Source organism: Flavobacterium calami (assembly GCF_038290035.1).
In the GTDB taxonomy this organism is placed as follows: Bacteria; Bacteroidota; Bacteroidia; order Flavobacteriales; family Flavobacteriaceae; genus Flavobacterium; species Flavobacterium calami.
Genome location: NZ_JBBYHS010000005.1, coordinates 161,233 through 186,268 on the forward strand (window position 1 = coordinate 161,233; position 25,036 = coordinate 186,268).

Below are 25,036 nucleotides of genomic sequence, written 5' to 3' on the forward strand. Positions count from 1 at the left end.
ATTTTTAAATCATTACAACATATTTAACTATTTCTAAATATTGTCTGAAAGAAAAGAATCATTCACAACCGCTTTTTTGTGAAAAACACAACGTTTTTACATTTTATCCGAAATTAAACTCCTTTATAAATATGTTTTTTTTTTATAAAATTATTCCAGAAACTTAATATTTCTTTTGAGACCATCAAACTTAGTTCTCTTGACCGGAGAATTTTTAAAAACTACACGAAAGGTTTCTTCAGTTATTTCCACCCAGTCCTTTTTGGAAAAAGAAAGCAACTCAGGATTCGGGTTGAATAAAGGTTCGGCATGAGGTTTAGAAAAACGGTTCCAGGGACAAACATCCTGACAGGTATCACAGCCAAACATCCATTCATCAAATTTACCTTTCATTTCGTATGGAATATTTTCCTTCAGCTCAATTGTATAATAAGAAATACATTTGCTGCCATCTACTACATACGGAGCAACTATGGCCTGGGTCGGGCAAGCGTCTATACAGGCTGTACATGAGCCACAATGATCTGTTACTGCGTGATCGTATTCTAAATCTAAATCTAAAATCAGTTCTGCAATAAAATAAAAAGAACCTACTTTTTGAGATAATAAATTACTGTTTTTACCAATCCAGCCCAAACCACTTTTTTTCGCCCATGCTTTATCCAAAACCGGAGCAGAATCTACAAAAGCGCGTCCTGAAACCTCTCCAATGTTCTCCTGAATAGAATGAAGAAATTCTTTTAGTTTTTCTTTGATAACAAAATGATAATCATCACCATAAGCATATTTTGAAATTTTATAACTCTCGCTATTCTGCACCTCAGACGGATAATAGTTTAGCAACAGAGATACCACACTTTTTGCATCATCAACCAATAACGTAGGGTCTAAACGCTTATCAAAATGGTTTTCCATATAGGCCATTTGACCATTATAATTATTTTTTAACCATTTTTCAAGTCTGGGCGCTTCTTCTTCCAAGAAACCTGCTTTCGATATACCACAAGAAAGAAAACCAAGTCTTTTTGCTTCAGCTTTTATAAATTTCGAATATTTTTCTTTGGAGTTAATCATATCTTTTAGAAAAAATAACTTCAATTCCAACAGGCTTTAGGGTGATTAAAGGGTTAAAATTAATAACATTCCCAACCGAAGTAATTTTGTATCTTCTGATAATGTGAGCTATTACCAAACACATTTCATAAATAGCAAAACCTGCACCTATACACATTCTTGAACCTGCTCCAAAAGGATAAAAATATTGCATAGACTGTTTTTTCTGTTCCCCTAGAAATCGATCTGGATTGAATTGATCTGGGTTGTCCCAATATTTTGGATTACGATGTAATTCATAAAAAGAAACACCTATTAAAGTTCCTTTCTTAATATTAAATTCACCTACAGCATCATCTTCAACATTTTGTCGGTCTGTTATCCAGGCCGGAGGATACAAACGCATTGACTCATTCAAAACTGCATTTATATAAGTCATTTTTTGGAGTTGTTCCACAATATTTTCACTTTCCGCTTGAACCTTAAGAATTTCTTCAAATACCTTTTGCTGTACATCTGAATGACTTCCTAATAATTGCAATGTAAAAGTGAGAGCGTTAGCAGTGGTTTCATGTCCCGCTATAAATAGAATTTTTATTTCATCTATTAATTGTTCAACAGACATTCCATCCCCTGTGTCTTCATAACGAGTTTCCAAAAGCATATTCAGCAAATCATTTACTTCATTTTTAGAAGCAACCCTTTCTTCTATAATGCCTCTAATAATTTCATTGTTTTCCTCTGCTAATTGAAGGTGTTCTTTTACCTGACCACTAATTGAAAACCACCATGCTTTATGTGGCAATCTAATTTCTTTAATTAGAAAATTCTGAACCGCTTCGATAATGTACTTTATACGATTCAGTTTTTCTTCTTCAATAGAAAATTGAAATAATGATTTAGCCACAACATTAAATGCCACTTCGCTCATTTTAGGAAAAAGATCCACTTTTTCATCTACAACAATTTCTTTTAGCTCAGAGACAATAGTCAAATTCATATTATCAACCAGCTGATTCATTTTTTGTTTATGAAAAGCGGGCTGAATAAGTCTTCTTTGCTTCAGCCAAAATTCACCATCCACAGTCAAAAGACCTTTTCCTAAATATTTGGAAAGATAAAAAGACTGGAATTTAGACTTATAATAATTCTTTTGATTTTTCTGAAGTATATACTGAGCCACTTCGTTGTCCCTTGACAAAATAATGTGACGCGATTTACCTATTCTGATAGAAAATGAATCGCCAAACTGGTCAAAGTATTTTTTATGATAAGGAATAGGATTTTTACGAACTCCTTCCGCATCCGCAAAAAATCTTAAAATAGAGAGCTTTGTCGGATAATTATATTTTTTACTTATAGACATTCCTATCAGTATTAAAACAATTCTCCTTGAGAATTTGTATTTACTTTTCCAAGATGTTTATAAGCCTTATCCGTAACTTCTCTACCTCGAGGCGTTCTCATTATAAATCCTTCCTGAATTAAAAAAGGTTCATAAACTTCCTCAATGGTTTCACTGCTTTCAGAAACAGCTGTCGCTAAAGTTGAAAGCCCTACAGGACCTCCTTTAAATTTATTAATGATAGTCAACAATATTTTATTATCCATTTCATCCAGACCATGAGCATCAACATTAAGTGCTTTTAAGGCATATCTTGAAATTTCTATATCAATTCTTCCGTTTCCTTTAATTTGGGCAAAATCACGAACTCTTCTTAGCAACGCATTTGCGATACGAGGAGTTCCACGGCTTCTCCCTGCAATTTCAATTGCAGCTTCCAAATCAATAGGCATTTTTAAAATAGACGCACTTCTTTCAACAATTGTTGTCAAAAGTTCAGTAGTATAATACTGTAACCGAGAAGATATTCCGAAACGGGCACGCATAGGAGCTGTTAACAATCCGGACCGGGTCGTAGCGCCAATTAAAGTAAAAGGATTCAAATTGATTTGAACTGTTCTTGCATTTGGACCAGATTCAATCATAATATCAATCTTGAAGTCTTCCATTGCAGAATACAAATATTCCTCAACTACTGGACTTAAGCGATGAATTTCATCAATGAACAAAACGTCTCTTTCATCTAAATTAGTTAATAAACCAGCTAGATCACCCGGTTTGTCTAATACAGGTCCAGAAGTAATTTTGATTCCAACTTCAAGCTCATTTGCCAAGATATTAGCCAATGTAGTTTTACCAAGTCCAGGAGGCCCATGAAAAAGTGCATGATCAAGTGCCTCACCCCGCTGATTAGCAGCAGCCACAAAAACTTTTAAATTTTCTAAAACTTGATCTTGTCCGGCAAAGTCATCAAATGACAGCGGACGCAATCTTTTTTCAAGATCTAACTCTTCTGGGTTGTATCCTTTTGTTGTAGGATCTAGATTTTCATTCATCTTACAAAGATAAACAAAGTAATCAGTTTCTAAAACAGTAAAAGTTCGCAGATAAAAATTTTACGAAACAAAAAGACCATCATTTCTGATGGTCTCTTAAAATATTTTAGTGGTGTAAAACTTCTTCACCTTCTTTCATTGGTACATTTTGAGGAACAAAATCTACATCATGATTTGGGTTACTGTAGTCATACGGCCAACGATATACATGAGGAATTTCTCCTGGCCAGTTTCCGTGAATATGCTCAACTGGAGTTGTCCACTCTAAAGTTGTAGATTTCCAAGGATTTTGAACCGCTTTCTTACCGTAGAAAATACTACTAAAGAAGTTGTATAAGAATACTAATTGGAATGCACCTCCTACAAGAGCAAATGTCGTAATTAAAACATTTACATTTTGTAAATCATCAAATAACGGGAAGTTTGTGTTAGTATAGTAACGTCTTGGTAAACCAGCTAATCCGATAAAGTGCATTGGGAAAAATACTCCATAAGCACAAACTGCAGTTACCCAAAAGTGAATATAACCTAAGTTTTTATTCAACATTCTTCCATACATTTTAGGGAACCAGTGGTAAATACCAGCAAACATTCCGTAAAGTGCAGAAATACCCATTACTAAGTGAAAGTGAGCAATTACAAAGTAAGTATCGTGAACGTTAATATCTAAAGTACTATCTCCTAAAATGATTCCTGTTAAACCTCCAGTGATGAAAGTAGAAACCATTCCAATAGAGAATAACATCGCAGGGTTGAATTGTAAGTTACCTTTCCATAAAGTTGTAATCCAGTTAAATGCTTTTACAGCAGATGGAATTGCAATCAATAAAGTTGTAAAAGTAAATACAGATCCTAAGAAAGGATTCATTCCTGAAAGGAACATATGGTGACCCCAAACGATTGTTGATAAAAATGCAATTGCAAGAACAGACATAATCATTGCTCTATATCCAAAAATAGGCTTACGAGAATTCGTTGACATAATTTCAGATACTAGACCCATGGCAGGTAAGATTACAATATAAACCTCAGGGTGACCTAAAAACCAGAATAGGTGTTCAAATAATACTGGAGATCCTCCTTGATAATGTAATACCTCACCAGCAATATAAATATCAGATAAGAAGAATGAAGTTCCAAAACTTCTGTCAAAAATCAATAATAAAGCTGCAGATAATAAAACAGGAAATGAAATAACACCGATAATTGCTGTTACGAAGAATGTCCAGATGGTAAGAGGTAGTCTGGTCATAGACATACCTTTTGTTCTTAAGTTAATAACTGTTACAATGTAATTTAAAGATCCCATTAATGAAGATGCAATAAAGATCGCCATTGAAACCAACCATAAAGTCATACCTGTACCTGATCCTGGAATCGCTTGTGGTAAAGCACTTAATGGAGGATAAATAGTCCAACCTGCAGAAGCTGGTCCAGCTTCAACAAATAAAGAACATAACATTACGACCGCAGATAAGAAAAATAGCCAGTATGAAATCATATTCATAAATCCTGAAGCCATATCTCTTGCGCCAATCTGAAGAGGAATAAGTAAGTTACTGAAAGTTCCACTCAAACCTGCAGTAAGTACAAAGAATACCATTATGGTACCATGAATTGTTACTAAAGCAAGATAGATATCATTTGCCATTACACCATCAGGTGCAAATTTATCTCCTAATAAAACATTAAATATTTTAAAAGATTCTTCAGGCCAAGCTAATTGCATTCTAAAAAGCAAAGACATAGCAATACCAATAATCCCCATTATAATACCTGTAATCAAGTATTGCTTAGCGATCATTTTGTGATCAATACTAAAAATATATTTAGTAATGAACGTGTCTTTATGATGATGTTCGTGCTCGTGATCGTGTCCGTGATCGTGACCGTGCGCTTCTGCTGACATATATGTATACTTTAAATTTTCTTAATAATATTATTTAACTGCAACTTTTGCTACAGCTGCTTTAACAGTATCAATAACTGCTTTAACAGTATCTTTTATTTTTGCAGTTGTATCTGTAGCTGGCTCAACTCCTTCAGCTGGTTTCTCAGCAGCCGCAGCTGTTTTAATATCCTGAGCTAAAGTTGTTTTTTCACTTAACCACTTTTTATAATCTTCAGGAGAATCCACAACAACTTTCATTTGCATATTGTAGTGAGAAGCTCCGCAAATTTTATTACATAATAATAAGTAATCAAATGTGTAAGGATCTAAAGCTGTACCACCTTTTGCAATAAGTTCTGCACTTTTCTCTGCTCTTAATTTGTTGATATTTGCAACTTTCTCAACCATAAAAGGCAACTCTCTATATTCAGCAGTTGTGTAAGTTGGAACGAAAGCAAATTCAGTTACCATACCAGGAACACAGTTCATTTGAGCTCTAAAATGAGGAAAATAAGCTGAGTGTAAAACGTCCTGAGAACGCATTTTGAAATGTACTTTTTTCCCTTTAGGAATATGTAATTCAGTTACTACGATGTCATCCTGAGCATTAGGATCTGACATATCAACACCTAAAGTATTAACCCCTTCAATTAAACGAACATTAGCTTTTCCTAGAACATTATCCTGTCCTGCATATCTTGCAGTCCACTTAAATTGTTGAGCATACAATTCAATCTCTACAACATCCTCATCTTTATCAACAAACATAATGTTATTCCATGCATACAATCCGTAAAGAATTAAAATTGCCAAAACAACAGATGGAATAATACTCCAAATTGCTTCTAATTTATTACTATCAGCAAAAAATAAAGCTTTTTTATCTTTGTTCCCTTTATATTTAAAAGAAAACCAATATAGTAAACCCTGAGTAATAACCTGAACTGTAAAAATTAATACCCAAGTAATATTCATTAAATTATCTACTAAAAGACCATGCTCTGAAGCAGGCGTATGAAGAGCTAAATTACCCCATTTCAGTAAACCATAAATAGTGAAGATATAAATGAAAGCCAAAAAGCCGAACATAATATACCCCTGAACATTGTTATCATTATCAGATGCAACCTGAGAATCGTCCGAAGAAGATCCTACCTGAGTAAGATCAAATATCTTGGTCAATTGCCATAATGCAACTGCTAATAAAACTAAAACTATAATTACCAACAAACTTGTCATCTGTTTATTTCTTTAAATATTAATAATGAAAATGTTTACTTTCTTCTATGAAAGGATTTCTTTTTGCTAACAAAGGCGACTTACTTAAAGCTGTAAACACTACGAAAATAAATAAACCTAAGAAGAAAAGAATAGATGCAATTTCAGGAACTCCAATAAACCATCTGTCACCAACTGTACCAGGCATAATCATATTAAAGAAGTCAACATAGTGACCTAATAAGATAACAATTCCAGCCATTACAATAACCCAGTTAAGACGTTTGAAATCTGTGTTGATTAATATCAATAACGGGAATACAAAGTTCATAACCACTGCTCCAAAGAAAGGCAGATTATATAATTGGATTCTTGTTACGAAATAAGTTACCTCTTCAGGGATATTTGCGTACCAAATCAACATAAACTGAGAGAACCACAAATAAGTCCAGAATACACTAATACCAAACATAAATTTAGCTAAATCATGGATATGACTTGTATTTACATATTCCAAATATCCTTTAGATTTTAAGTAAATCGTTACTAATGCAATTGCCGTGATACCACTTACAAAGAATGAAGCGAATACATACCATGCAAATAACGTACTAAACCAGTGCGGGTCGAAAGACATAATCCAGTCCCAAGCCATGATAGACTCAGAAACAATGAAGAACACTAAAAATCCTGCAGATGCTTTGAAATTCTTTTTGTAGTAAAGATCGTCATTAGCCTCATCTTGTGCTAAACAGTTTTTTCTTGAAAAATGACGGTAAACATTCCATCCTATCAAAAATACAGCTGCTCTAAGAATCCAGAAAGGGAAATTTAAATATCCTGATTTTCCTGCAATGATTGCATCATAATTTGAACTTTTAGGATCAGTTACTCCTTCACCCAACCAAACAAATATATGATTAAAGTGTAAACCACATAAAACTAAAATTATAAAGAATATAATAGAACCTGCTGGTAAATAAGCTGTAATACCCTGCATAACTCTAAACAATACCGGAGACCATCCAGCCTGAGCTACTTGTTGGATAGCGTAAAATGCTAACACTCCCATTGAAAGCAACAAGAAGAAAATACAAGCAACATACAAAGCAGACCAAGGCTTGTTTTGCAATTGGTGCAAAACATGTTCTGCATGAGCTTTAGGATCATGTCCATGAGAGACTTCTTCATGCTTTTCTGCTTTCACTTCATGATTAGCAACAGCTGTTTCATGTGCTACTTCAGTTTTTACTTCATGAACTGTGTCTTCATTTGCAACAACTGAATCTTTATTAATTGCAACAGCTGCATGCGCTTCTTCAGCTTCTTCATGATGAGCAACCTCTTCAGCTTTTTCTTCGTGAATAGCTTCAGTTTTTTCTTCATGATGAGCTGCAGCAGCTTCATGATGACCTCCACCATGCTCTGATGCTTCTTTTTTAAGAAGAGTTTCAACCTCTTCAATATTTTTAGGAGCGTTTAAAAAACCATATCCAATCCCTAATATACCAACGGCCATTAGAATGATAGAAAAAGTTTTTAATTTACTTGAAAATGTGTACATATCTATTACGATCAGTTTGTTCAACAATTATAATTGGCTTTTTAGTTTTAGAACATAGTCAGCAACTAACCAACGTTCGTGGGCACTTAATTGATTTGCATGTGAACCCATTGCATTTAAACCATAAGTTTCTACGTGAAAGATACTTCCTTCAGTGATTTCTCTGTCTTTATAGCTAGGTACTCCAAGAAATTTTTCTCTTTCAACCAATTTACCTTTACCATTTCCAGTTGCACCATGACAACTAATGCAATAAATTTCAAAAAGCTCTTTTCCCTTTCCTGAATTTCTGTCTTCTTCAGTTAAAGGCGATTTTAAATTAGCTTTTGCTAATTCGTAACCAGCAGTTGAATTTTCATATTCATAAGGCTCAAAACCTCTGTTAATTGTTCCTTCAACAGGAAGCTGTCCTTCTTTTCCTCCTTTAAATACTTTTGCTTCGGAGTAAGTTTCATAACCTACAGATTCATACATATTTGGAAAATACTGATAGTTTGGTGCCGAATTATTGTGGCAAGATGAAACTAAAATAGTTATACCAACTAAAAGTGTTATTTTATATATCCTTTTCATAGCTACAATTAATTCTTTTCTATTACTTTAACTTCAACAGCTCCTGTACCTTCGAAGAAAGAAACTAATTCAGCCTCATTATCGTTTACAGCAACTTCCATTAAAAAATGGTCATCAGTTGTTCTTACATCTGGGTTTTCAGCTTCTTTAAATGGCCACAATCTACTTCTCATATAAAAAGTAATTACCATTAAGTGAGCTGCAAAGAACACAGTCATCTCAAACATAATTGGCACAAAAGATGGCATATTTTGAATAAAACTGAAACTAGGTTTACCTCCAATATCTTGTGGCCAATCATGGATCATGATATAACTCATCATTGTAGTGGCAACAGAAATACCAACACACCCGTATAAAAAAGCACAAATTGCTAATCTTGTTGGCGCTAATCCCATGGCTTTATCCAATCCGTGAACCGGGAATGGAGTAAAAACCTCTTCAATATGATGGTGAGCAGCTCTGGTTTTCTTTACTGCATCGATCAAAATATCATCGTCATTATAAATGGCGTATATTACTTTATTACTCATGATGTGAATCTTTACTATTTGCTCTTTCTCTAATGTAATTATCTCCAGTTCCTTTCAAAATTGTTTTAACCTCTGCCTGAGCAATTACAGGGAATGTTCTAGAATAAAGTAAAAACAACACAAAGAAGAAACCAATTGTTCCAATGAAAATTCCAATATCAACAAATGTTGGTGAGAACATTGTCCAAGAAGATGGAAGGTAATCTCTATGTAAAGAAGTAACAATAATTACGAATCTTTCAAACCACATCCCGATGTTTACTACAATCGAAATAATGAATGAGAACATGATACTTGTTCTTAATTTTTTGAACCACATAAACTGAGGTGAGAACACGTTACATGTCATCATCGACCAATATGCCCACCAGTAAGGTCCAGTAGCTCTGTTTAAGAATGCATATTGCTCATATTCTACACCTGAATACCAAGCTACGAATAACTCAGTGATGTAAGCCACACCCACAATAGATCCAGTAATCATGATAATGATGTTCATTAATTCGATATGCTGTAATGTGATATATGCTTCAAGGTTGGAAACTTTTCTCATAACGATCAACAATGTGTTTACCATCGCAAATCCAGAGAAAACCGCTCCAGCAACGAAGTATGGAGGGAAAATTGTTGTATGCCATCCAGGAATTACAGAAGTAGCAAAGTCCATAGATACAATCGTGTGTACAGAAAGTACAAGAGGAGTAGCCAAACCAGCTAATACCAAAGATACTTCTTCAAAACGTTGCCAGTCTTTAGCTCTACCGCTCCATCCAAAACTTAAGATAGAATAAACTCTTTTGTTAAATGGAGTAATAGCTCTATCACGAAGCATTGCAAAGTCAGGCAATAAACCAGTCCACCAGAACACCAATGATACTGAAAGATACGTTGAAATCGCGAATACGTCCCAAAGTAAAGGTGAGTTAAAGTTTACCCATAAAGATCCAAATTGATTTGGAATAGGTAATACCCAGTATGCTAACCATGGACGTCCCATGTGAATGATTGGGAAAAGACCTGCTTGAACTACCGAGAAGATAGTCATTGCTTCCGCAGAACGGTTAATAGCCATTCTCCAACGTTGACGGAAAAGTAATAATACCGCAGAAATTAATGTTCCGGCGTGACCAATACCAACCCACCAAACGAAGTTAGTAATATCCCAAGCCCAGCCAACTGTTTTATTTAATCCCCATGTTCCGATACCGGTAGATACGGTGTAAATTATACAACCTAACCCCCAAAGGAAGGCTATTAATGCGATTGAAAATACAATCCACCATTGCTTGTTTGCAGGCCCCTCAACAGGTGCAGCTACATCTACAGTTACATCGTGATAAGATTTATCACCAATAACTAAAGGTTTTCTAATGGGTGCTTCGTAGTGAGACGACATAATCCTTTATATTGTTTCTTAATTAATAATTTTACTAAGTATTTCTAACTTTAACATGGTAAACCACATTAGGTTTTGTACCTACATGCTCTAATAAGTGGTATGATCTTTCGTCAGCCGCTAATTTAGCAACTTTACTTTCTTTATCATTCACATCACCAAATATCATCGCTCCTGAAGAACAAGCACTAGAACAAGCTGTTTGGAATTCACCATCTCTAACTGGACGGCCTTCGTTTTTAGCTTTCAATTTAGTAGCTTGTGTCATTTGGATACACATAGAACATTTCTCCATAACACCACGAGAACGTACGTTAACGTCAGGATTTAATACCATACGGCCTAAATCATCGTTCATATGATAATCGAACTCGCTGTTTTTGTTGTATAAGAACCAGTTAAAACGACGTACTTTATATGGACAGTTGTTAGCACAGTAACGAGTACCAACACATCTGTTGTAAGCCATATGGTTTTGACCTTCACGACCGTGAGAAGTTGCAGCAACTGGACAAACTGTTTCACAAGGTGCGTGGTTACAGTGTTGACACATTACAGGCTGGAATGCAACTTGAGGATTATCTCCTGCTTTTTCCATTTCATTAAATGTAGATAATGAACTAGACAAACCAGCAATTCCTTCTTTTCTTTCGTTATCACCTTCAAAAGTGCTTTCAGAAGAATAATATCTATCGATACGTAACCAGTGCATATCACGGCTTCTTCTTACCTCTGCTTTACCTACAACTGGAACGTTGTTTTCTGCGTGACAAGCGATAACGCAAGCTCCACATCCAGTACAAGCATTTAAGTCAATTGAAAGGTTGAAGTGGTGCCCAGTTGTACGATCGAATGATTCCCAAAGATCCACAGTAGTAGCCTCAACTTCTTGGTGATCTAAAGATACCATTGGTTTTTCATTCCAATGCTCAGCATCTTTAGTATTAAATATTTCTAAAGTAGTTTCTTTAATAATATCTCCTCTACCCATTAAAGTTTTCTGACCTTGAACACAAGCAAACTCATGTACTCCACCAGCTTTAGCAATAGATACTGATTGAACATTATTGAAACCTTTATATAAAGCGTAAGCATTTAAACCTACTTGCATTTCTTCTTTTAGAGCTGCTTTACGTCCATAACCAAGAGCTAGACCTAAAGTACCAACTGCTTGACCTGGCTGAACGATAACTGGAACATTCTCCAATTTAACTCCATCAACAGTGATAGTAGCATAACTACCATTTAAACCACCGTTTGCAACAATTTCATTTGTTAAACCAAGTTTTTTAGCATCAGCATTAGACACTGTAACATAGTTATCCCAAGAAACTCTTGTAATTGGATCTGGAAACTCTTGCAACCATGGGTTGTTAGCGTGCTGTCCATCTCCTAATCCTGTTTTAGTATATAATACTAATTCAAAATCACCAGCAGATTTTGATTTTGCAACAGCATTTGCAGCAGTAGCAGCATCAATAGCACCTCCAGATAATGCCGCAGCTCCTAGAACAGCAACACCATCATGTAATACTTTATTCCAAGAAGCACCTGCAGTATAAGCTCCAGAATTTGCTTTTAAGTAGTCATAGTAAGTACCAGGAGTACCGTTTACTGACAATAAAACATCTTGAAATTGTTTTGTATTGAAAATAGGACGGATTGTAGGCTGAGTTAAGCTATATGTTCCGCTTGTAAGTTCTAGATCTCCCCAAGATTCTAAGTAGTGAGGAGCTGGTGCAGCAATTGAAACAATAGATGCAGTTTCATCTTCTTTTAATGAAAAAGCAACTGATGTTTTAACTTTTTTTAATCCAGACACAAAAGAAGCTGAATCAGCTAAAGTGTAAACAGGATTAACTCCACTCATAATTAAAGTATGAACACTTCCAGCATTCAAATCTTTAATCAACTGTGCAACTGCAACATTAGAACCTTTTCTAATTTGTCTAGCTCCAGCAGTACTAAAAGCTTCACTAGCCAATACTTGATTGATAGCTAAAACTAATAATTGAGCATTTTTATCTTCAATTCCAGATACTAGAACTCCTTTTGAACCAGCAGCTTTAAGCTGTTGTGCAGCTTTTACTACTTCAGTTTTAAAGTTTCCTTCTAAAGCTACAGGAACAGAAGCACCTACAACAATATTATAAATTTGAACTAAAGCCTGCTTTTGAGCAGCTACAGTCATTGGAACACGCTTATCAGCAGCAGCTCCAGATAATGTCATATTTGATTCAAACTGAAAGTGACGAGACATTTTTCCGTTTTGAGGAATACGTCCTTGTGCATATCCAGTATCATATCCTCCACCTTGCCAATCTCCTAAGAAATCAGCTCCAACAGAAACGATTAAAGAAGCTTTTGAAAAATCGTAATCAACTAAAGCTCTTTGCCCGTAAACAGATTCAAAAGCATCCAAAGCCTCAGATGATGAAACTGCATCATATACAACGTGCTTAGCATTTGGATTTTTTGCAATAAACTCACCAATCAATTTTTCCGTAGATGGACTTGCCAAAGTATTGGTCAACAATACTACTTGACCACCTTTAGCTTTTGCATCTGCTAAACTAGATTTGATTTTCAAATCTACAGCCGACCAAGAAGAATCTTTACCATCTACTTTTGGCTCTTTTAAACGAGTACTATCGTACAAACCTAAGATAGATGCATGAATTCTAGCATTTGCAGAAAATTTAGCTCCTGCAATTGTATTGTTTTCAATTTTAATTGGACGACCCTCACGAGTTTTTACCAAAAGATTAGCAAAATCAAATCCATCAAAAACTGTAGTTGCATAATAATCTGCAACACCAGGAATGATTTGCTCTGGTTGTAATACATAAGGGATAGACTTGTGAACCGGACCTTCGCAAGCAGCTAATGTTACAGCCGCCGTACTAAACCCTACGTACTTTAAAAAGTCACGACGTGAAGTTCCTGATGTAGCTAAAGCTTCCGCATTACCTAAAAACTCATCAGTAGGAATTTCTTCAACAAATTCGTTATTTCTAAGCGCCTCAACAATAGAGCTATTTTCTAGCTCCTCAACACTTTTCCAGTATTTTTTGTTTGATGACATTGTATATATATATTAAAATCTTAATAAATCGATTAATAGTGGCATTTACCACACTCTAAACCTCCCATTTGCGCTGCAGTTAATTTCTCTACACCGTATTTTTTAGAAAGCTCAGCATGAATTTTGTCGTAGTAAGCATTACCTTCCATCTTAACATCAGTTTTTCTATGGCAATCAACACACCATCCCATTGTTAATTTAGAGTATTGCTTCATGATTTCAAATTCTTGCACCGGTCCGTGACAAGTTTGACATTCAATACCAGCAACAGTAACGTGTTGTGAGTGGTTGAAGTAAACAAAGTCAGGCAAGTTATGAATACGAACCCATTTTACAGGCATTGTTTTTCCAGTATAAGCTTGTTTAGTCTTATCCCATCCAACAGCATCATATAATTTTTGAATCTGAGCATCGTAGAAAGCTTTGCTGTACTCTGGAGTAGCAGTAGTCTCAGCAACCTCTGAAATGTTTTTATGACAGTTCATACAAACATTTAAAGAAGGAATACCAGCTGTTTTACTTACACGAGCAGCAGAGTGGCAATATTTACAATTGATTTCGTTATCCCCAGCGTGAATTTTGTGAGAGTAGTGAATTGGCTGAATTGGCTCATAATTCTGATCTACACCTACTTGCATCAAGTATCCATAAACAAAATAACCACTAGCTAAAAGCAAGAAGATTGCAGTTACTAAAACCAAAAATTGGTTTCTAGCGAAAGCTTTCCAGATTGGAAGCCTTTCCTCTTTAGCAGCAACCTCGATACCATTTTTATTTGCAACTTTAGTTAAAACCTTGTTTACCATAAACAACATCACAACTAAAATAGCCATTACAAGAGCCAGTGCCCCTAAAATAATATTATTTGAAATAGCTCCACTTTCCACGTTAGTCCCTGGAGGTGTAGCAGCAGTATTAACTCCAGGACCTGGTTCAGGTTTTTTCTCAGAAGTATAAGCTAAAATATTATCAATATCTCCTTCAGACAATTGAGGAAACGAAGTCATAACAGCTTTGTTATTTTCCTCAAAAAGTTTAACAGCAACAGCATCACCTGACTTAATCATATCAGAACTGTTATGCACCCACTTGTAAATCCAAGCTTTGTCATGCTTATCAGCAACTCCCCTTAAAGCAGGACCAGTTGATTTAGCATCTAATTTGTGACATGCAGCGCAATTTGCATTAAAAAGTTCTTTCCCTTTTACTGGATCACCGCCTCCCGCAGCTGGAGCAGCCTCAGGCGCCGCCGGAGCAGCAGCATCTTGAGCAAATGAAGTTAGGGAGAAAATCAACGTTAGCGATAAGCTAAGCAGCAATTTTCTTGAGATCGAATTATGGTTACCCACCTTTTTCATATAGTATAAATAATTGTCTACTAATTTTTGGTATGATTTTTTCTGTATAAATTCAGCAAAACACATACCGTTTTTTAAAACCTGCACAAAAATACAATTTAAGTACTATTCTCAAAACCTTAAAATAGTCTTAAATATCAATTTATATCAATTCTAAATAGTAAAAACGTTTCACATATAAACCTTAAATACTACTTTTGTATAAAAACCATCACATTATGAGAATTTTAACCCCTTCAAAAAAAATATTACTACCATTAGCAGCGTTTGCCATATCCTATAATATTCATGCCCAAGATCAGAATATTACTCTTTCCCAAGACCCTAAATTTGAGCAATTATTGAGTAACAAGCGAAAAATTAACACGTCTATTAGTACCAATGACACTTACAAAATTCAAATTTTCAGCGGTAAAAGCGAAGATGCAAAAAAGACATTATCAAATTTTAAACGTGAATTCAACACAATTGACGGCACTATTATTTTCAACACACCAAATTATAAGGTCGTTGTTGGCAACTTTAAAACCAGAATTGAAGCCGAAAGAAATCTTGAAGAGATTAAAAAACACTATAAAAATGTTTTTCTCGTTAAACCTAGCAAATAATATTCGCAAAGAATACTTTTAAAACTGCGAACATTAAAAACAAAACAGGCTGTTTCCACATTAAGAAACAGCCTGTTTTTGTTGGTTTAAATAACATCCTGAATATTACTCTAATTCCATCTCAAAAAAAAATCAAAACATTTGATCTAAATAATTATTTATGAAAAATCCTTTAAAATATTTTAATCATTTTCATATCTCTACAGTTGCTTTTTCATGTTACAAAATCAAAAAAATGATTCAAAAAAAAGTCCCAATTTTCATTGGGACATTAAATATAATCAAATTTATTTCAGTTTCTTTTTGATTGCAACTTCGTGATACGCTTCAATAACATCATTTATTTCAATATCATTAAAACCTTTAATCTGAATACCGCAATCATATCCCTTTGTAACCTCTTTAACATCGTCTTTAAAGCGTTTTAAAGCCACAAGTTCACCTGTATGAACAACAACACCTTCCCTGACAACTCTTATCTTAGAAGCTCTTAGAATCTTACCATCAGTCACCATACAACCTGCAATTGAACCTACTTTAGATATCTTGAAGATTTCACGAATTTCAGCATTTCCAAGTACCTCTTCTTTCATTTCAGGAGCCAACATACCTTCCATTGCATCTTTCAAATCATCGATTGCAGCATAAATAATAGAATAGTAACGAATATCGATTTCTTCTTTTTCCGCAAGCTGTCTTGCATTTCCAGCAGGACGAACATTAAATCCTATAATAATTGCATCTGATGCTGAAGCTAAGTTAACATCTGTTTCTGTAATTGCACCAACACCTTTATGTATGATATTAATCTGTACTTCTTCTGTAGAAAGCTTAGAGAACGAGTCAGACAATGCTTCAACAGAACCATCCACATCTCCTTTAAGAATCACGTTTAATTCTTTAAACTGACCAAGAGCAATACGACGTCCAATTTCATCAAGAGTAATATGCCTTTGAGTACGGACAGACTGTTCACGCATTAATTGAGAACGTTTTGAAGCGATTTGTTTTGCTTCTTTTTCATCTTCGAAAACATTGAATTTATCCCCCGCTGTAGCAGCACCATCAAGACCTAAAACAGACACAGGAGTAGATGGGCCAGCCTCTTTAATATTATGTCCTCGTTCATCATGCATTGCTTTAACTTTTCCATGATGTTTTCCTGCCAACATATAATCTCCAATTTTCAAAGTTCCATGCTGAACCAAAATAGTAGAAACATATCCTTTTCCTTTATCTAGGAATGCTTCTACCACAGTCCCTTGAGCCGCTTTATTTGGATTTGCTTTTAAATCTAATATTTCAGCTTCTAATAAAACCTTTTCCAATAATTCTTTTACACCTGTACCTACTTTTGCAGAAATATCATGAGACTGAATTTTTCCACCCCAATCCTCAACAAGTAAATTCATCCCAGCCAAACGCTCTTTAATTTTTTCCACATTAGCATTTGGTTTATCAATTTTATTAATTGCAAATATAATTGGAACTCCAGCCGCCTGAGCGTGAGAAATTGCCTCTTTGGTTTGCGGCATGATATCATCATCAGCAGCTACTACGATAATAGCAATATCTGTAACCTGAGCTCCACGCGCACGCATCGCAGTAAACGCCTCGTGACCCGGAGTATCTAAGAATGCAATTTTTTGCCCATTATCTAAAGTAACTCCATACGCTCCAATGTGCTGTGTAATACCTCCAGACTCACCAGCGATAACATTTTCTTTACGAATATAATCCAATAAAGATGTTTTACCGTGGTCAACGTGACCCATTACCGTCACAATTGGCGCTCTTGTTACTAAATCTTCTTCTTTGTCTTCTACAACTTCTATTGCTTCTTCAATATCTACTGTAATGAATTCAACATCGTAACCAAATTCATCTGCTACAATAGTTAATGTTTCAGCGTCCAGACGCTGGTTCATTGTAACCATGATACCAAGTGACATACAAGTTCCAATTACTTTAGTAATCGGCACGTCCATCATAATTGCAATTTCACCAACTGTAACGAACTCAGTAACTTTAATCGTTTTACTTCCTTCGTCAAGAGCTCTTTGTTCATCATCAGATTTCTGGCGATGCGTCTCTCTTTTATCTCTTCTATATTTAGCCGCTTTAGATTTCCCCCCTTTGCCTTGAAGCTTTTCAAGAGTTTCTCTAATTTGGTTTTTCACTTCTTCCTCTGTAGGCTCAACTTTGGCCACAATAGCAGGACGGTTTCCTTTTACAAATCCAGGTCTCGCACTTCTGTTAGCATTAAAACCTCCACCACCAGTATTTGGCGTAATTTTATTAGGATTTGGCGTTCCCGGCGCATTACCTGTCGCTGGTTTTGGTGCACCAGGCGCACCTGGCTTAGGCCCAATCCTTTTACGCTTATTCTTGTTAGCGTTGTTTACATTATTTCCAGCTCCCGGAACACCCGGTTTATTTTGATTCGCTTTCGGATCTTCCTTCTTTTTCTTCGGCTTATTAAACTGAGACAAATCAATTGTCTGACCAGTTAGAGTAGTTCCGGATAATTTTTGATATTGAGTAGTAATTATTTCCTCTGCCGTAGTAGGATCAGTTGAAATAATTGGCTCCTGCGCAGTTCTTGAACTCTCTGCTTTTATTTCTTTTTTCTCAGTAATAATAGGTTTTTCTATCTTTTTTTCTTCAGAAGAATCTACAGCCGCTGTTTGTTCAGACTGTATTTTTTCTTTTTCAAGAGGTTTTTCAGACAGAGTCGGAGTAACCACCGCTTTAGACTCATCAGTCTTGATTACTTCTTCAGAAGGAGTAGGAACAATAGCTGGTTTTTTAGGATTTAAATCAATTTTCCCTACCTGAACAGGTCCTGACACAACAGCTCTCGCTTTTATGATTTCTTGTTGTTTTTGACGCTCTTCTTCTAACCTGCGTTTATCCTCAATTTCTTTCTCACGCTCTATACGTAATGCTTCTTTTTCTTTTCTTTTTTCTTCACCTACCTCTTTAGAAGCTTCCTTATTCCCCTTATCGCCCGCAAATTGGCTTTGTAGGATATTAAACTCGCTATCAGAAATTTTCGCATTAGGATTTGCATCAATAGCAATTCCCTTATCTTTTAGATAATCAACAGCTCTTTCTAACGAAATATTTAATTCCCTTAAAACCTTGTTTATTCTTATTACTCTCTCTTCAGACATATAACCTTTTTATTATTACCTTTTTCGTTGTGTTGTTAGAGCAGATATTCAGCTATTTTTTAGCTATCAAACTCTTCTTTTAGTATTTTCATAACATCCAGAATCGTCTCCTCTTCCAAATCTGTTCTTCTTACTAAATCTTCTACGTCGTGTTTCAAAATACTTTTAGCAGTATCCAAACCTATTTTTGCAAACTCTTCTATAACCCATTCTTCGATTTCATCTGAAAACTCTGTTAATTCAACATCATCTTCATCTGTAACTGTACCAGCCACATCTCCTTCACGGATAACATCCAATTCATAACCAGTTAATTGACCTGCTAATTTAATATTATGACCTCCTCTACCAATTGCTTTAGAAACCTCTTCTAATTTCAGAAATACTTCAGCTCTTTTATTTTCTTCATCAATTTTAATAGAAGAAACTTTCGCAGGGCTTAATGCTCTTGTAATAAACAACTGAATATTATTTGTGTAGTTGATTACATCTATATTTTCATTTCCTAATTCACGAACAATTCCATGAATACGAGAACCTTTCATACCCACACAAGCTCCAACAGGATCAATTCTATCATCATAAGAATCTACTGCTACTTTTGCTTTTTCGCCTGGAATACGAACTACATTTTTCACTGTAATTAATCCGTCGAAAACTTCTGGAATTTCCTGCTCAAATAATTTCTCTAAGAACTTTTCTGAAGTTCTGGACATAATAATCTGAGGTTTATTACCTTTTAATTCAACATTTTCAATTATCCCACGAACATTATCTCCTTTACGAAAGAAATCTGATGGTATTTGCTTTTCTTTTGGAAGTACAATTTCATTCCCTTCATCATCAACCAAGATTACAACTCTCGGCCTTACATGATGTACTTCTGCTGTATAAATATCTCCGATAATATCTTTAAATTGCTTATAAAGATTAGTATTATCGTGTTCATGAATTTTAGATATCAGATTCTGGCGAAGCGCTAAGATAGCTCTTCGTCCTAAGTCAATCAATTTTACTTCTTCAGAAACTTCTTCACCAATTTCAAAATCCGCTTCAATTTTTCTTGCTTCAGTCAATGTAATTTCTTCATTTTCAAAATCAAGATCCTCATCGGCAACAATCACTCTTCTTCTCCAGATTTCCATATCTCCTTTATCAGGATTTATAATGATATCGAAATTTTCATCAGAACCGTATTTTTTCTTCAATGCATTTCTAAACACGTCCTCTAAAATTGCCATAAGCGTTACACGATCAATAAGTTTATTATCTTTAAACTCTGAAAATGAATCGATTAATGCTAAATTTTCCATGCGAATTCTTTAATTAAAATGTTACTGTAACAACTGCCTCTTTAATTTCTGTATAAGGTATTTGTTGCTCTTTTTGAACTGTTTCCTTTCCTTTTCCTACTTTTTTCGGTTCTCTTGCCTTCCAAGACAAAATTATAAAAACATCGTTAGCTTCTAACAATTCTGCCTCTATTTTTTCATTATTTGTAGTAACAATCAGCGTTCTACCTATATTTTTCCTGTATTGCCTTACCATTTTCAGAGGTGTACCCACTCCAACTGATGCTACTTCAAGCGAGAAATCCTGTTCTTCCCGATCCAGGTTACTCTCGATTGCCCGGCTAACATCGATACAATCCTGCAACATCACTCCGTTATCACCGTCTAAACCAACATTAATTTTAAAAGAATCCGAAACAGCCAGATCAACCAAAAAGATTGATGGCTTTTCCAGAAGAGCTTCCGCAATTAATCCGTTTACTTTTTCTTTAAATGTCATAATTTTATAAAAAGAGGGGACACTTAGTCCCCTCATTATTTAGATTTTAATAAATAACGATGCAAATATAGTGTTTTTTTTATAAATCAAATAAATTGATTGCTCTAAAAATATTTCTTACCTTTATATAAGCACTAACCATGCAGATTATTCAAATAATTTAACCCAAAAAATTATGAAACGAATTTTAGTCCCTACTGACTTTTCTGAACATGCAGAAGACGCCTTAAAAGTTGCCGCCCAAATAGCGCGTAAGCACAATTCTGAAATAATCCTGCTTCACATGCTGGAATTACCCAGCCAGATGAATGATGCTATTACAGGAGGAGCAAGTATTCCTGAAACCATTTTATTCATGAAAAAAGCCAACGAAATGCTGAACAAAACCACAGAAAGACCTTACCTCAAGGACCTTTCAGTGACAGAAATTTTAAAAATAGACAAAACCATTCATGGAATTTCACAAGTCAGCAAAGAAAACGACATTGACTTGATTATAATGGGATCGCACGGTTCCTCAGGAGTTCAGGAATTATTAATTGGCTCAAACACTGAAAAAGTTGTTCGAAATTCTGACATTCCTGTTTTGGTTATTAAAAACGACATCACGGATTTTAACGCCACAAAAATTGTTTTTGCTTCAGATTTTACAGAAGAATCCAAAAAACCTTTTGAAAAACTGTTGAAATTTACCAAACTATTTCATTCAAAAATACACCTCGTTACTATTTGTACCCCAAACAGCTTCAAACCGACTCATGTCATCGAAAAAGCTATGAAGGAATTTGTAAGCGAATTTAACCTGACAAATTATTCAACACATATCTATAACGACACTAATATAGAAAAAGGAATAATCAATTTCTCCAACAGTATCAACGCAGATATCATAGGGATGTGTACACACGGCAGAACCGCTTTTGCACACTTTTTCAACGGCAGTATAAGCGAAGGACTAGTGAATCATGCCACTAAACCTGTGATAACCTTTAAAATTTAAACCTCCATAAAAAACAAATCCATCTTAAAATTTTAAGATGGATTTATTTTTATTTAGATTTTCTGGTTGACTCCCTTTCCTTTAATTTGGTTTTAATAACAATGGTTTCATAATCTGAAGTCTCACCTTCTTCTTCTTCCAGCCTTGAAATCAATCGCTTAGCAGCAACCTCACCTATTTCAATCCCGTGCTGACTTACAGTTGTCAAACTTGGAGACAAACGTCTTGATGCCAAAATTCCATCTGCAAATCCTATTATTGAAATATCTTCAGGAACTTTGTATCCTTTTTTCAAACTCACCCTCAAGGCCGCAACCGAATCATTTTCATCCAAAGCAAAAATCCCGTCAATTTCATGATCAAAAATTGAATCAATTTTACTTTTCATATCATCCTCAGAGTCTGTACGAAGAATAATTTTTTCATTCACAGGGATATTATTATCCTTCAAAGCTTTCAGATAGCCGTCAGCTCTTAGTTTCCCAACACTTAAATTATCTACAGAAGAAATTAACGCAATATTTTTACACCCTAGATCAATCAGATGCTGTGTTGAATTTAAAGCAGAGTCAAAATCATCAACTACCACTTTATCACAATCTACTTCATCAGCAATTCTATCAAACATCACAATTGGAGTCCCATCATTAATTATTTCAGAAAAATGATTATAATCCTGAAGTGTTTGCGCTTCTTTAGAAACAGACAAAATAAACCCGTCAATTGTTCCATTACTTAGCATCTCTAAAGTATGAATTTCTTTCTCAATAGATTCATTTGAAATACAGGTAATTACATTATATCCTTTTTTATCGGCTACTTTTTCTATACCGCTAAAAACCTTCGCGAAAAAGGAGTTTAATATATTAGGTATAATTACACCAATCGTTTTGGTCTTTCTATTCTTTAAATTCAGACCAATAACATTTGGCTTATAGTTTTTGAGTTTTGCATACTCTTTAATCTTCACCTTGGTTTGCTCACTAATTTCAGGACTGTCATTCAATGCCTTAGACACAGTAGAAACAGAAACACCAAGTTCCTTTGCGATTTGTTTTAGAGTTGCTTTAGCTTTCATCCATTTGAATTTTTATGTAATTAATACAAATATAGTAGAATTACCTAAAATAAAACAAAAAACACCTGTCAGTATTTAAATTCGTCAAGTCCTATCAAAATAAAATCACGCAACATTACATTTCTCTCAAATCCTGAATACAACATTTCAGCTTCCACATGTTTTTACATATAAAAAAAGAATCTTATTTCAAAAGTCTTTACCCTTTCAATGAAGCACCTTAATATTTAACCGATTTAATTCTAAAACTGACAGCCTGATTTTCAGTATTTAAAATATTCTTTAAGGTATTTGGTTTTAAAATAATTAATTGTACTTTTGCATCCCCTTTATTGGGGATGGAATGTTTAATTAAAATAATATTATGGACGCATTAAGCTACAAGACAATTTCAGCTAGCAAAGCCACTGTAACGAAAGAGTGGATTGTTGTTGACGCTGAAGGTCATAACTTAGGACGTCTTGCTTCTAAGGTTGCGATGATCTTAAGAGGTAAGTACAAACCAAGTTACACACCGCACGTTGACTGTGGAGATAACGTAATTGTTATCAACTCAGAAAAAATTAACCTTACAGGTACAAAATTGAATGACAAAATTTACATGCGTCATACAGGTTACCCAGGAGGACAAAGAACTTTAACTGCTAAAGTATTGCAAGCAAAAAACCCTGCATTATTGGTAGAAAAAGCTGTAAAAGGAATGTTACCTAAAAACAAATTAGGAGCTGAACTTTTTAGAAATCTAAATGTTGTTGTAGGATCTGAGCACAAACACGGAGCTCAAAAACCTAGAACTGTTAACCTAAATGATCTTAAGTAATGGGAGTTATTCACAAAATCGGTAGAAGAAAAACCGCTGTTGCACGTGTATACGTTTCTGAAGGAACTGGAAACATCACTGTAAACAAAAAAGAATTCGCAACTTACTTTCCAACTGCAACTTTACAATACAAAGTTTTACAACCGCTTTCTATGACAGAAAACGCTAGTAACTTTGATGTAAAAGTAAACGTTTACGGAGGTGGTACAACTGGTCAGGCAGAAGCTGTAAGAATGGCATTAGCACGCGTAATGTGTGAAGTTAACGCTGAAAACAGAGCTATCCTTAAACCAGAAGGTTTATTAACAAGAGACCCTAGAATGGTTGAACGTAAGAAATTCGGTCAGAAGAAAGCTCGTAAGAGATTCCAGTTCTCTAAACGTTAATATTACCTGTCTTGTTCAGATGGGACAAGACATTATCAATTATTTATTGAAATTAAAAAACACAGTTATTGTTGCTCTCCTATCGAGGTAGGATATAGTTTAGCATCTAAATGGGTTAAGCGATTAAAAGATTGAAAGATTGAAAAGATTAAAAGATTGAAAAATCTAAAATCTAAAAATCTAAAATCTAAAATCCAAAAAGACACATTGCTAATCAACAGAACGTAAACTAGTACAAAAATGGCAAACAAAATAGAAGTAAAAGAATTACTAGAAGCAGGTGTTCACTTCGGACACATGACTAGAAAATGGGATCCAAACATGGCTCCTTACATTTATATGGAGCGTAATGGTATTCACATTATCAATCTATATAAAACTGCAGCTAAAATTGAAGAAGCTAACGAAGCTTTGAAAAAAATCGCTGCATCAGGTAGAAAAATTTTATTCGTAGCTACCAAAAAACAAGCTAAAGACATCGTTGCTGATAAAGCAAAAGCTGCAAACATGCCTTACATCACTGAAAGATGGCCAGGTGGAATGCTAACTAACTTCGTAACTATCAGAAAGGCAGTTAAAAAAATGTCTTCTATCGATAAAATGAAGAAAGATGGTACTTTCAACACACTTTCTAAAAAAGAGCGTTTACAAGTTGATCGTCTACGTGCTAAATTAGAGAAAAACTTAGGTTCAATCGCTGACATGTCTAGACTACCAGCTGCATTGTTCGTAGTAGATATCAAAGCTGAACACATCGCAATAAAAGAAGCTCAAAAATTAAACATTCCAGTTTTCGCAATGGTTGATACGAATTCTGACCCAAGAGAGGTTGATTACGTGATTCCTGCAAATGATGACGCTTCTAAATCAATTGACAAAATTTTATCTTTAGTAACTACTGCAGTAATCGAAGGTCTTTCTGACAGAGGTGCTGAAAAAGAAGTTGAAGCTGCTGAAGAAGCTCCTGCTGTTGAGGCTGAAGCTGCTGCTCCTGCAACTGAAGAATAAATCAAATTTTAAATTCCAAATTTTAAATTCCAAAATCCAACCAGAATTAAAAACGTTATGTTGATAATTTATTAAAATTGGAGTTTGGGATTTAAAAG

General features: G+C 34.8%; 20 protein-coding genes. 5 read left to right on the top strand and 15 right to left on the bottom strand.

The window, feature by feature from the left end; translation table 11 throughout:
• Positions 1–150: 150 nt before the first annotated feature.
• From queG to AAEO57_RS06125, 11 genes are all read right to left on the bottom strand, one after another.
• Positions 151–1,074, bottom strand: coding sequence for a tRNA epoxyqueuosine(34) reductase QueG (queG, locus tag AAEO57_RS06075; protein ID WP_341690566.1), 924 nt, complete (start codon positions 1,072–1,074; stop codon positions 151–153).
• Positions 1,067–2,419: a cytochrome P450 gene (locus tag AAEO57_RS06080; protein ID WP_341690568.1), complete on the bottom strand. Its 1,353-nt coding sequence runs from the start codon at positions 2,417–2,419 to the stop codon at positions 1,067–1,069. Before AAEO57_RS06080 ends, queG begins: the two co-directional genes overlap by 8 nt.
• Before the next feature lie 11 nt (positions 2,420–2,430).
• The gene (ruvB, locus tag AAEO57_RS06085; RefSeq protein WP_341690570.1) at positions 2,431–3,453 is read right to left on the bottom strand and encodes a Holliday junction branch migration DNA helicase RuvB; all 1,023 of its coding nucleotides are present in this window, start codon (positions 3,451–3,453) and stop codon (positions 2,431–2,433) included.
• A gap of 106 nt (positions 3,454–3,559) precedes the next feature.
• Positions 3,560–5,362: a cytochrome c oxidase subunit I gene (locus AAEO57_RS06090; protein WP_163408786.1), complete on the bottom strand. Its 1,803-nt coding sequence runs from the start codon at positions 5,360–5,362 to the stop codon at positions 3,560–3,562.
• Between the two features lie 30 nt (positions 5,363–5,392).
• On the bottom strand, positions 5,393–6,583 hold the full coding sequence (locus AAEO57_RS06095) for a cytochrome c oxidase subunit II (RefSeq protein ID WP_341690573.1): 1,191 nt from the start codon (positions 6,581–6,583) through the stop codon (positions 5,393–5,395).
• Between the two features lie 19 nt (positions 6,584–6,602).
• The gene (locus AAEO57_RS06100) at positions 6,603–8,126 is read right to left on the bottom strand and encodes a quinol:cytochrome C oxidoreductase (protein ID WP_341690575.1); all 1,524 of its coding nucleotides are present in this window, start codon (positions 8,124–8,126) and stop codon (positions 6,603–6,605) included.
• Between the two features lie 27 nt (positions 8,127–8,153).
• Positions 8,154–8,699 carry a c-type cytochrome gene (locus tag AAEO57_RS06105; protein ID WP_341690577.1) on the bottom strand — a complete coding sequence of 182 codons (546 nt, stop codon included), beginning with the start codon at positions 8,697–8,699 and terminating at the stop codon, positions 8,154–8,156.
• 8 nt (positions 8,700–8,707) lie between these two features.
• On the bottom strand, positions 8,708–9,232 hold the full coding sequence (locus tag AAEO57_RS06110; RefSeq protein WP_341690579.1) for a DUF3341 domain-containing protein: 525 nt from the start codon (positions 9,230–9,232) through the stop codon (positions 8,708–8,710).
• Positions 9,225–10,628, bottom strand: a complete 1,404-nt coding sequence (gene nrfD, locus AAEO57_RS06115) for an NrfD/PsrC family molybdoenzyme membrane anchor subunit (protein ID WP_008466839.1) — start codon at positions 10,626–10,628, stop codon at positions 9,225–9,227. The genes AAEO57_RS06110 and nrfD overlap by 8 nt, the downstream gene beginning before the upstream one ends.
• Positions 10,629–10,662: 34 nt before the next feature.
• The gene (locus tag AAEO57_RS06120) at positions 10,663–13,713 is read right to left on the bottom strand and encodes a TAT-variant-translocated molybdopterin oxidoreductase (RefSeq protein WP_341690588.1); all 3,051 of its coding nucleotides are present in this window, start codon (positions 13,711–13,713) and stop codon (positions 10,663–10,665) included.
• Between the two features lie 32 nt (positions 13,714–13,745).
• Positions 13,746–15,071, bottom strand: a complete 1,326-nt coding sequence (locus AAEO57_RS06125) for a c-type cytochrome (RefSeq protein WP_341690727.1) — start codon at positions 15,069–15,071, stop codon at positions 13,746–13,748.
• Between the two features lie 218 nt (positions 15,072–15,289).
• Here AAEO57_RS06125 and AAEO57_RS06130 point away from each other — a divergent pair, with 218 nt between their 5' ends.
• A complete protein-coding gene (locus tag AAEO57_RS06130) occupies positions 15,290–15,679 on the top strand; it encodes an SPOR domain-containing protein (RefSeq protein ID WP_341690590.1) in 390 nt (129 codons plus the stop codon).
• 287 nt (positions 15,680–15,966) lie between these two features.
• On the opposite strand, the gene infB is transcribed toward AAEO57_RS06130, so the two are convergent.
• Genes infB through rimP form a run of 3 tightly spaced genes read right to left on the bottom strand, consistent with a single transcriptional unit; the run spans position 15,967 to position 20,646 of the window.
• Positions 15,967–18,855, bottom strand: coding sequence for a translation initiation factor IF-2 (gene infB / locus AAEO57_RS06135; RefSeq protein WP_341690592.1), 2,889 nt, complete (start codon positions 18,853–18,855; stop codon positions 15,967–15,969).
• Between the two features lie 59 nt (positions 18,856–18,914).
• Positions 18,915–20,168 (bottom strand): transcription termination factor NusA, encoded by a 1,254-nt coding sequence (gene nusA, locus AAEO57_RS06140; protein ID WP_341690594.1) that lies wholly within the window; start codon positions 20,166–20,168, stop codon positions 18,915–18,917.
• A 13-nt stretch (positions 20,169–20,181) separates the two neighbouring features.
• Positions 20,182–20,646: a ribosome assembly cofactor RimP gene (gene rimP / locus AAEO57_RS06145; RefSeq protein WP_341690596.1), complete on the bottom strand. Its 465-nt coding sequence runs from the start codon at positions 20,644–20,646 to the stop codon at positions 20,182–20,184.
• Between the two features lie 175 nt (positions 20,647–20,821).
• On the opposite strand from rimP, the gene AAEO57_RS06150 reads away from it, so the two are divergent.
• Positions 20,822–21,646, top strand: a complete 825-nt coding sequence (locus tag AAEO57_RS06150) for a universal stress protein (RefSeq protein ID WP_341690598.1) — start codon at positions 20,822–20,824, stop codon at positions 21,644–21,646.
• Between the two features lie 49 nt (positions 21,647–21,695).
• Here the strand turns inward: AAEO57_RS06150 and AAEO57_RS06155 are convergent, their stop codons facing one another.
• A complete protein-coding gene (locus tag AAEO57_RS06155) occupies positions 21,696–22,724 on the bottom strand; it encodes a LacI family DNA-binding transcriptional regulator (protein WP_341690600.1) in 1,029 nt (342 codons plus the stop codon).
• A gap of 364 nt (positions 22,725–23,088) precedes the next feature.
• Between AAEO57_RS06155 and rplM the strand changes: the two genes are divergently transcribed.
• From rplM to rpsB, 3 genes are all read left to right on the top strand, one after another.
• Complete coding sequence (gene rplM / locus AAEO57_RS06160) at positions 23,089–23,544, top strand: 50S ribosomal protein L13 (protein WP_341690602.1); 456 nt, start codon at positions 23,089–23,091, stop codon at positions 23,542–23,544.
• Positions 23,544–23,930: a 30S ribosomal protein S9 gene (rpsI, locus tag AAEO57_RS06165; RefSeq protein ID WP_008466792.1), complete on the top strand. Its 387-nt coding sequence runs from the start codon at positions 23,544–23,546 to the stop codon at positions 23,928–23,930. Before rplM ends, rpsI begins: the two co-directional genes overlap by 1 nt.
• Positions 23,931–24,170: 240 nt before the next feature.
• On the top strand, positions 24,171–24,938 hold the full coding sequence (gene rpsB, locus AAEO57_RS06170) for a 30S ribosomal protein S2 (protein ID WP_177210975.1): 768 nt from the start codon (positions 24,171–24,173) through the stop codon (positions 24,936–24,938).
• The last annotated feature ends 98 nt before the right edge of the window (positions 24,939–25,036 follow it).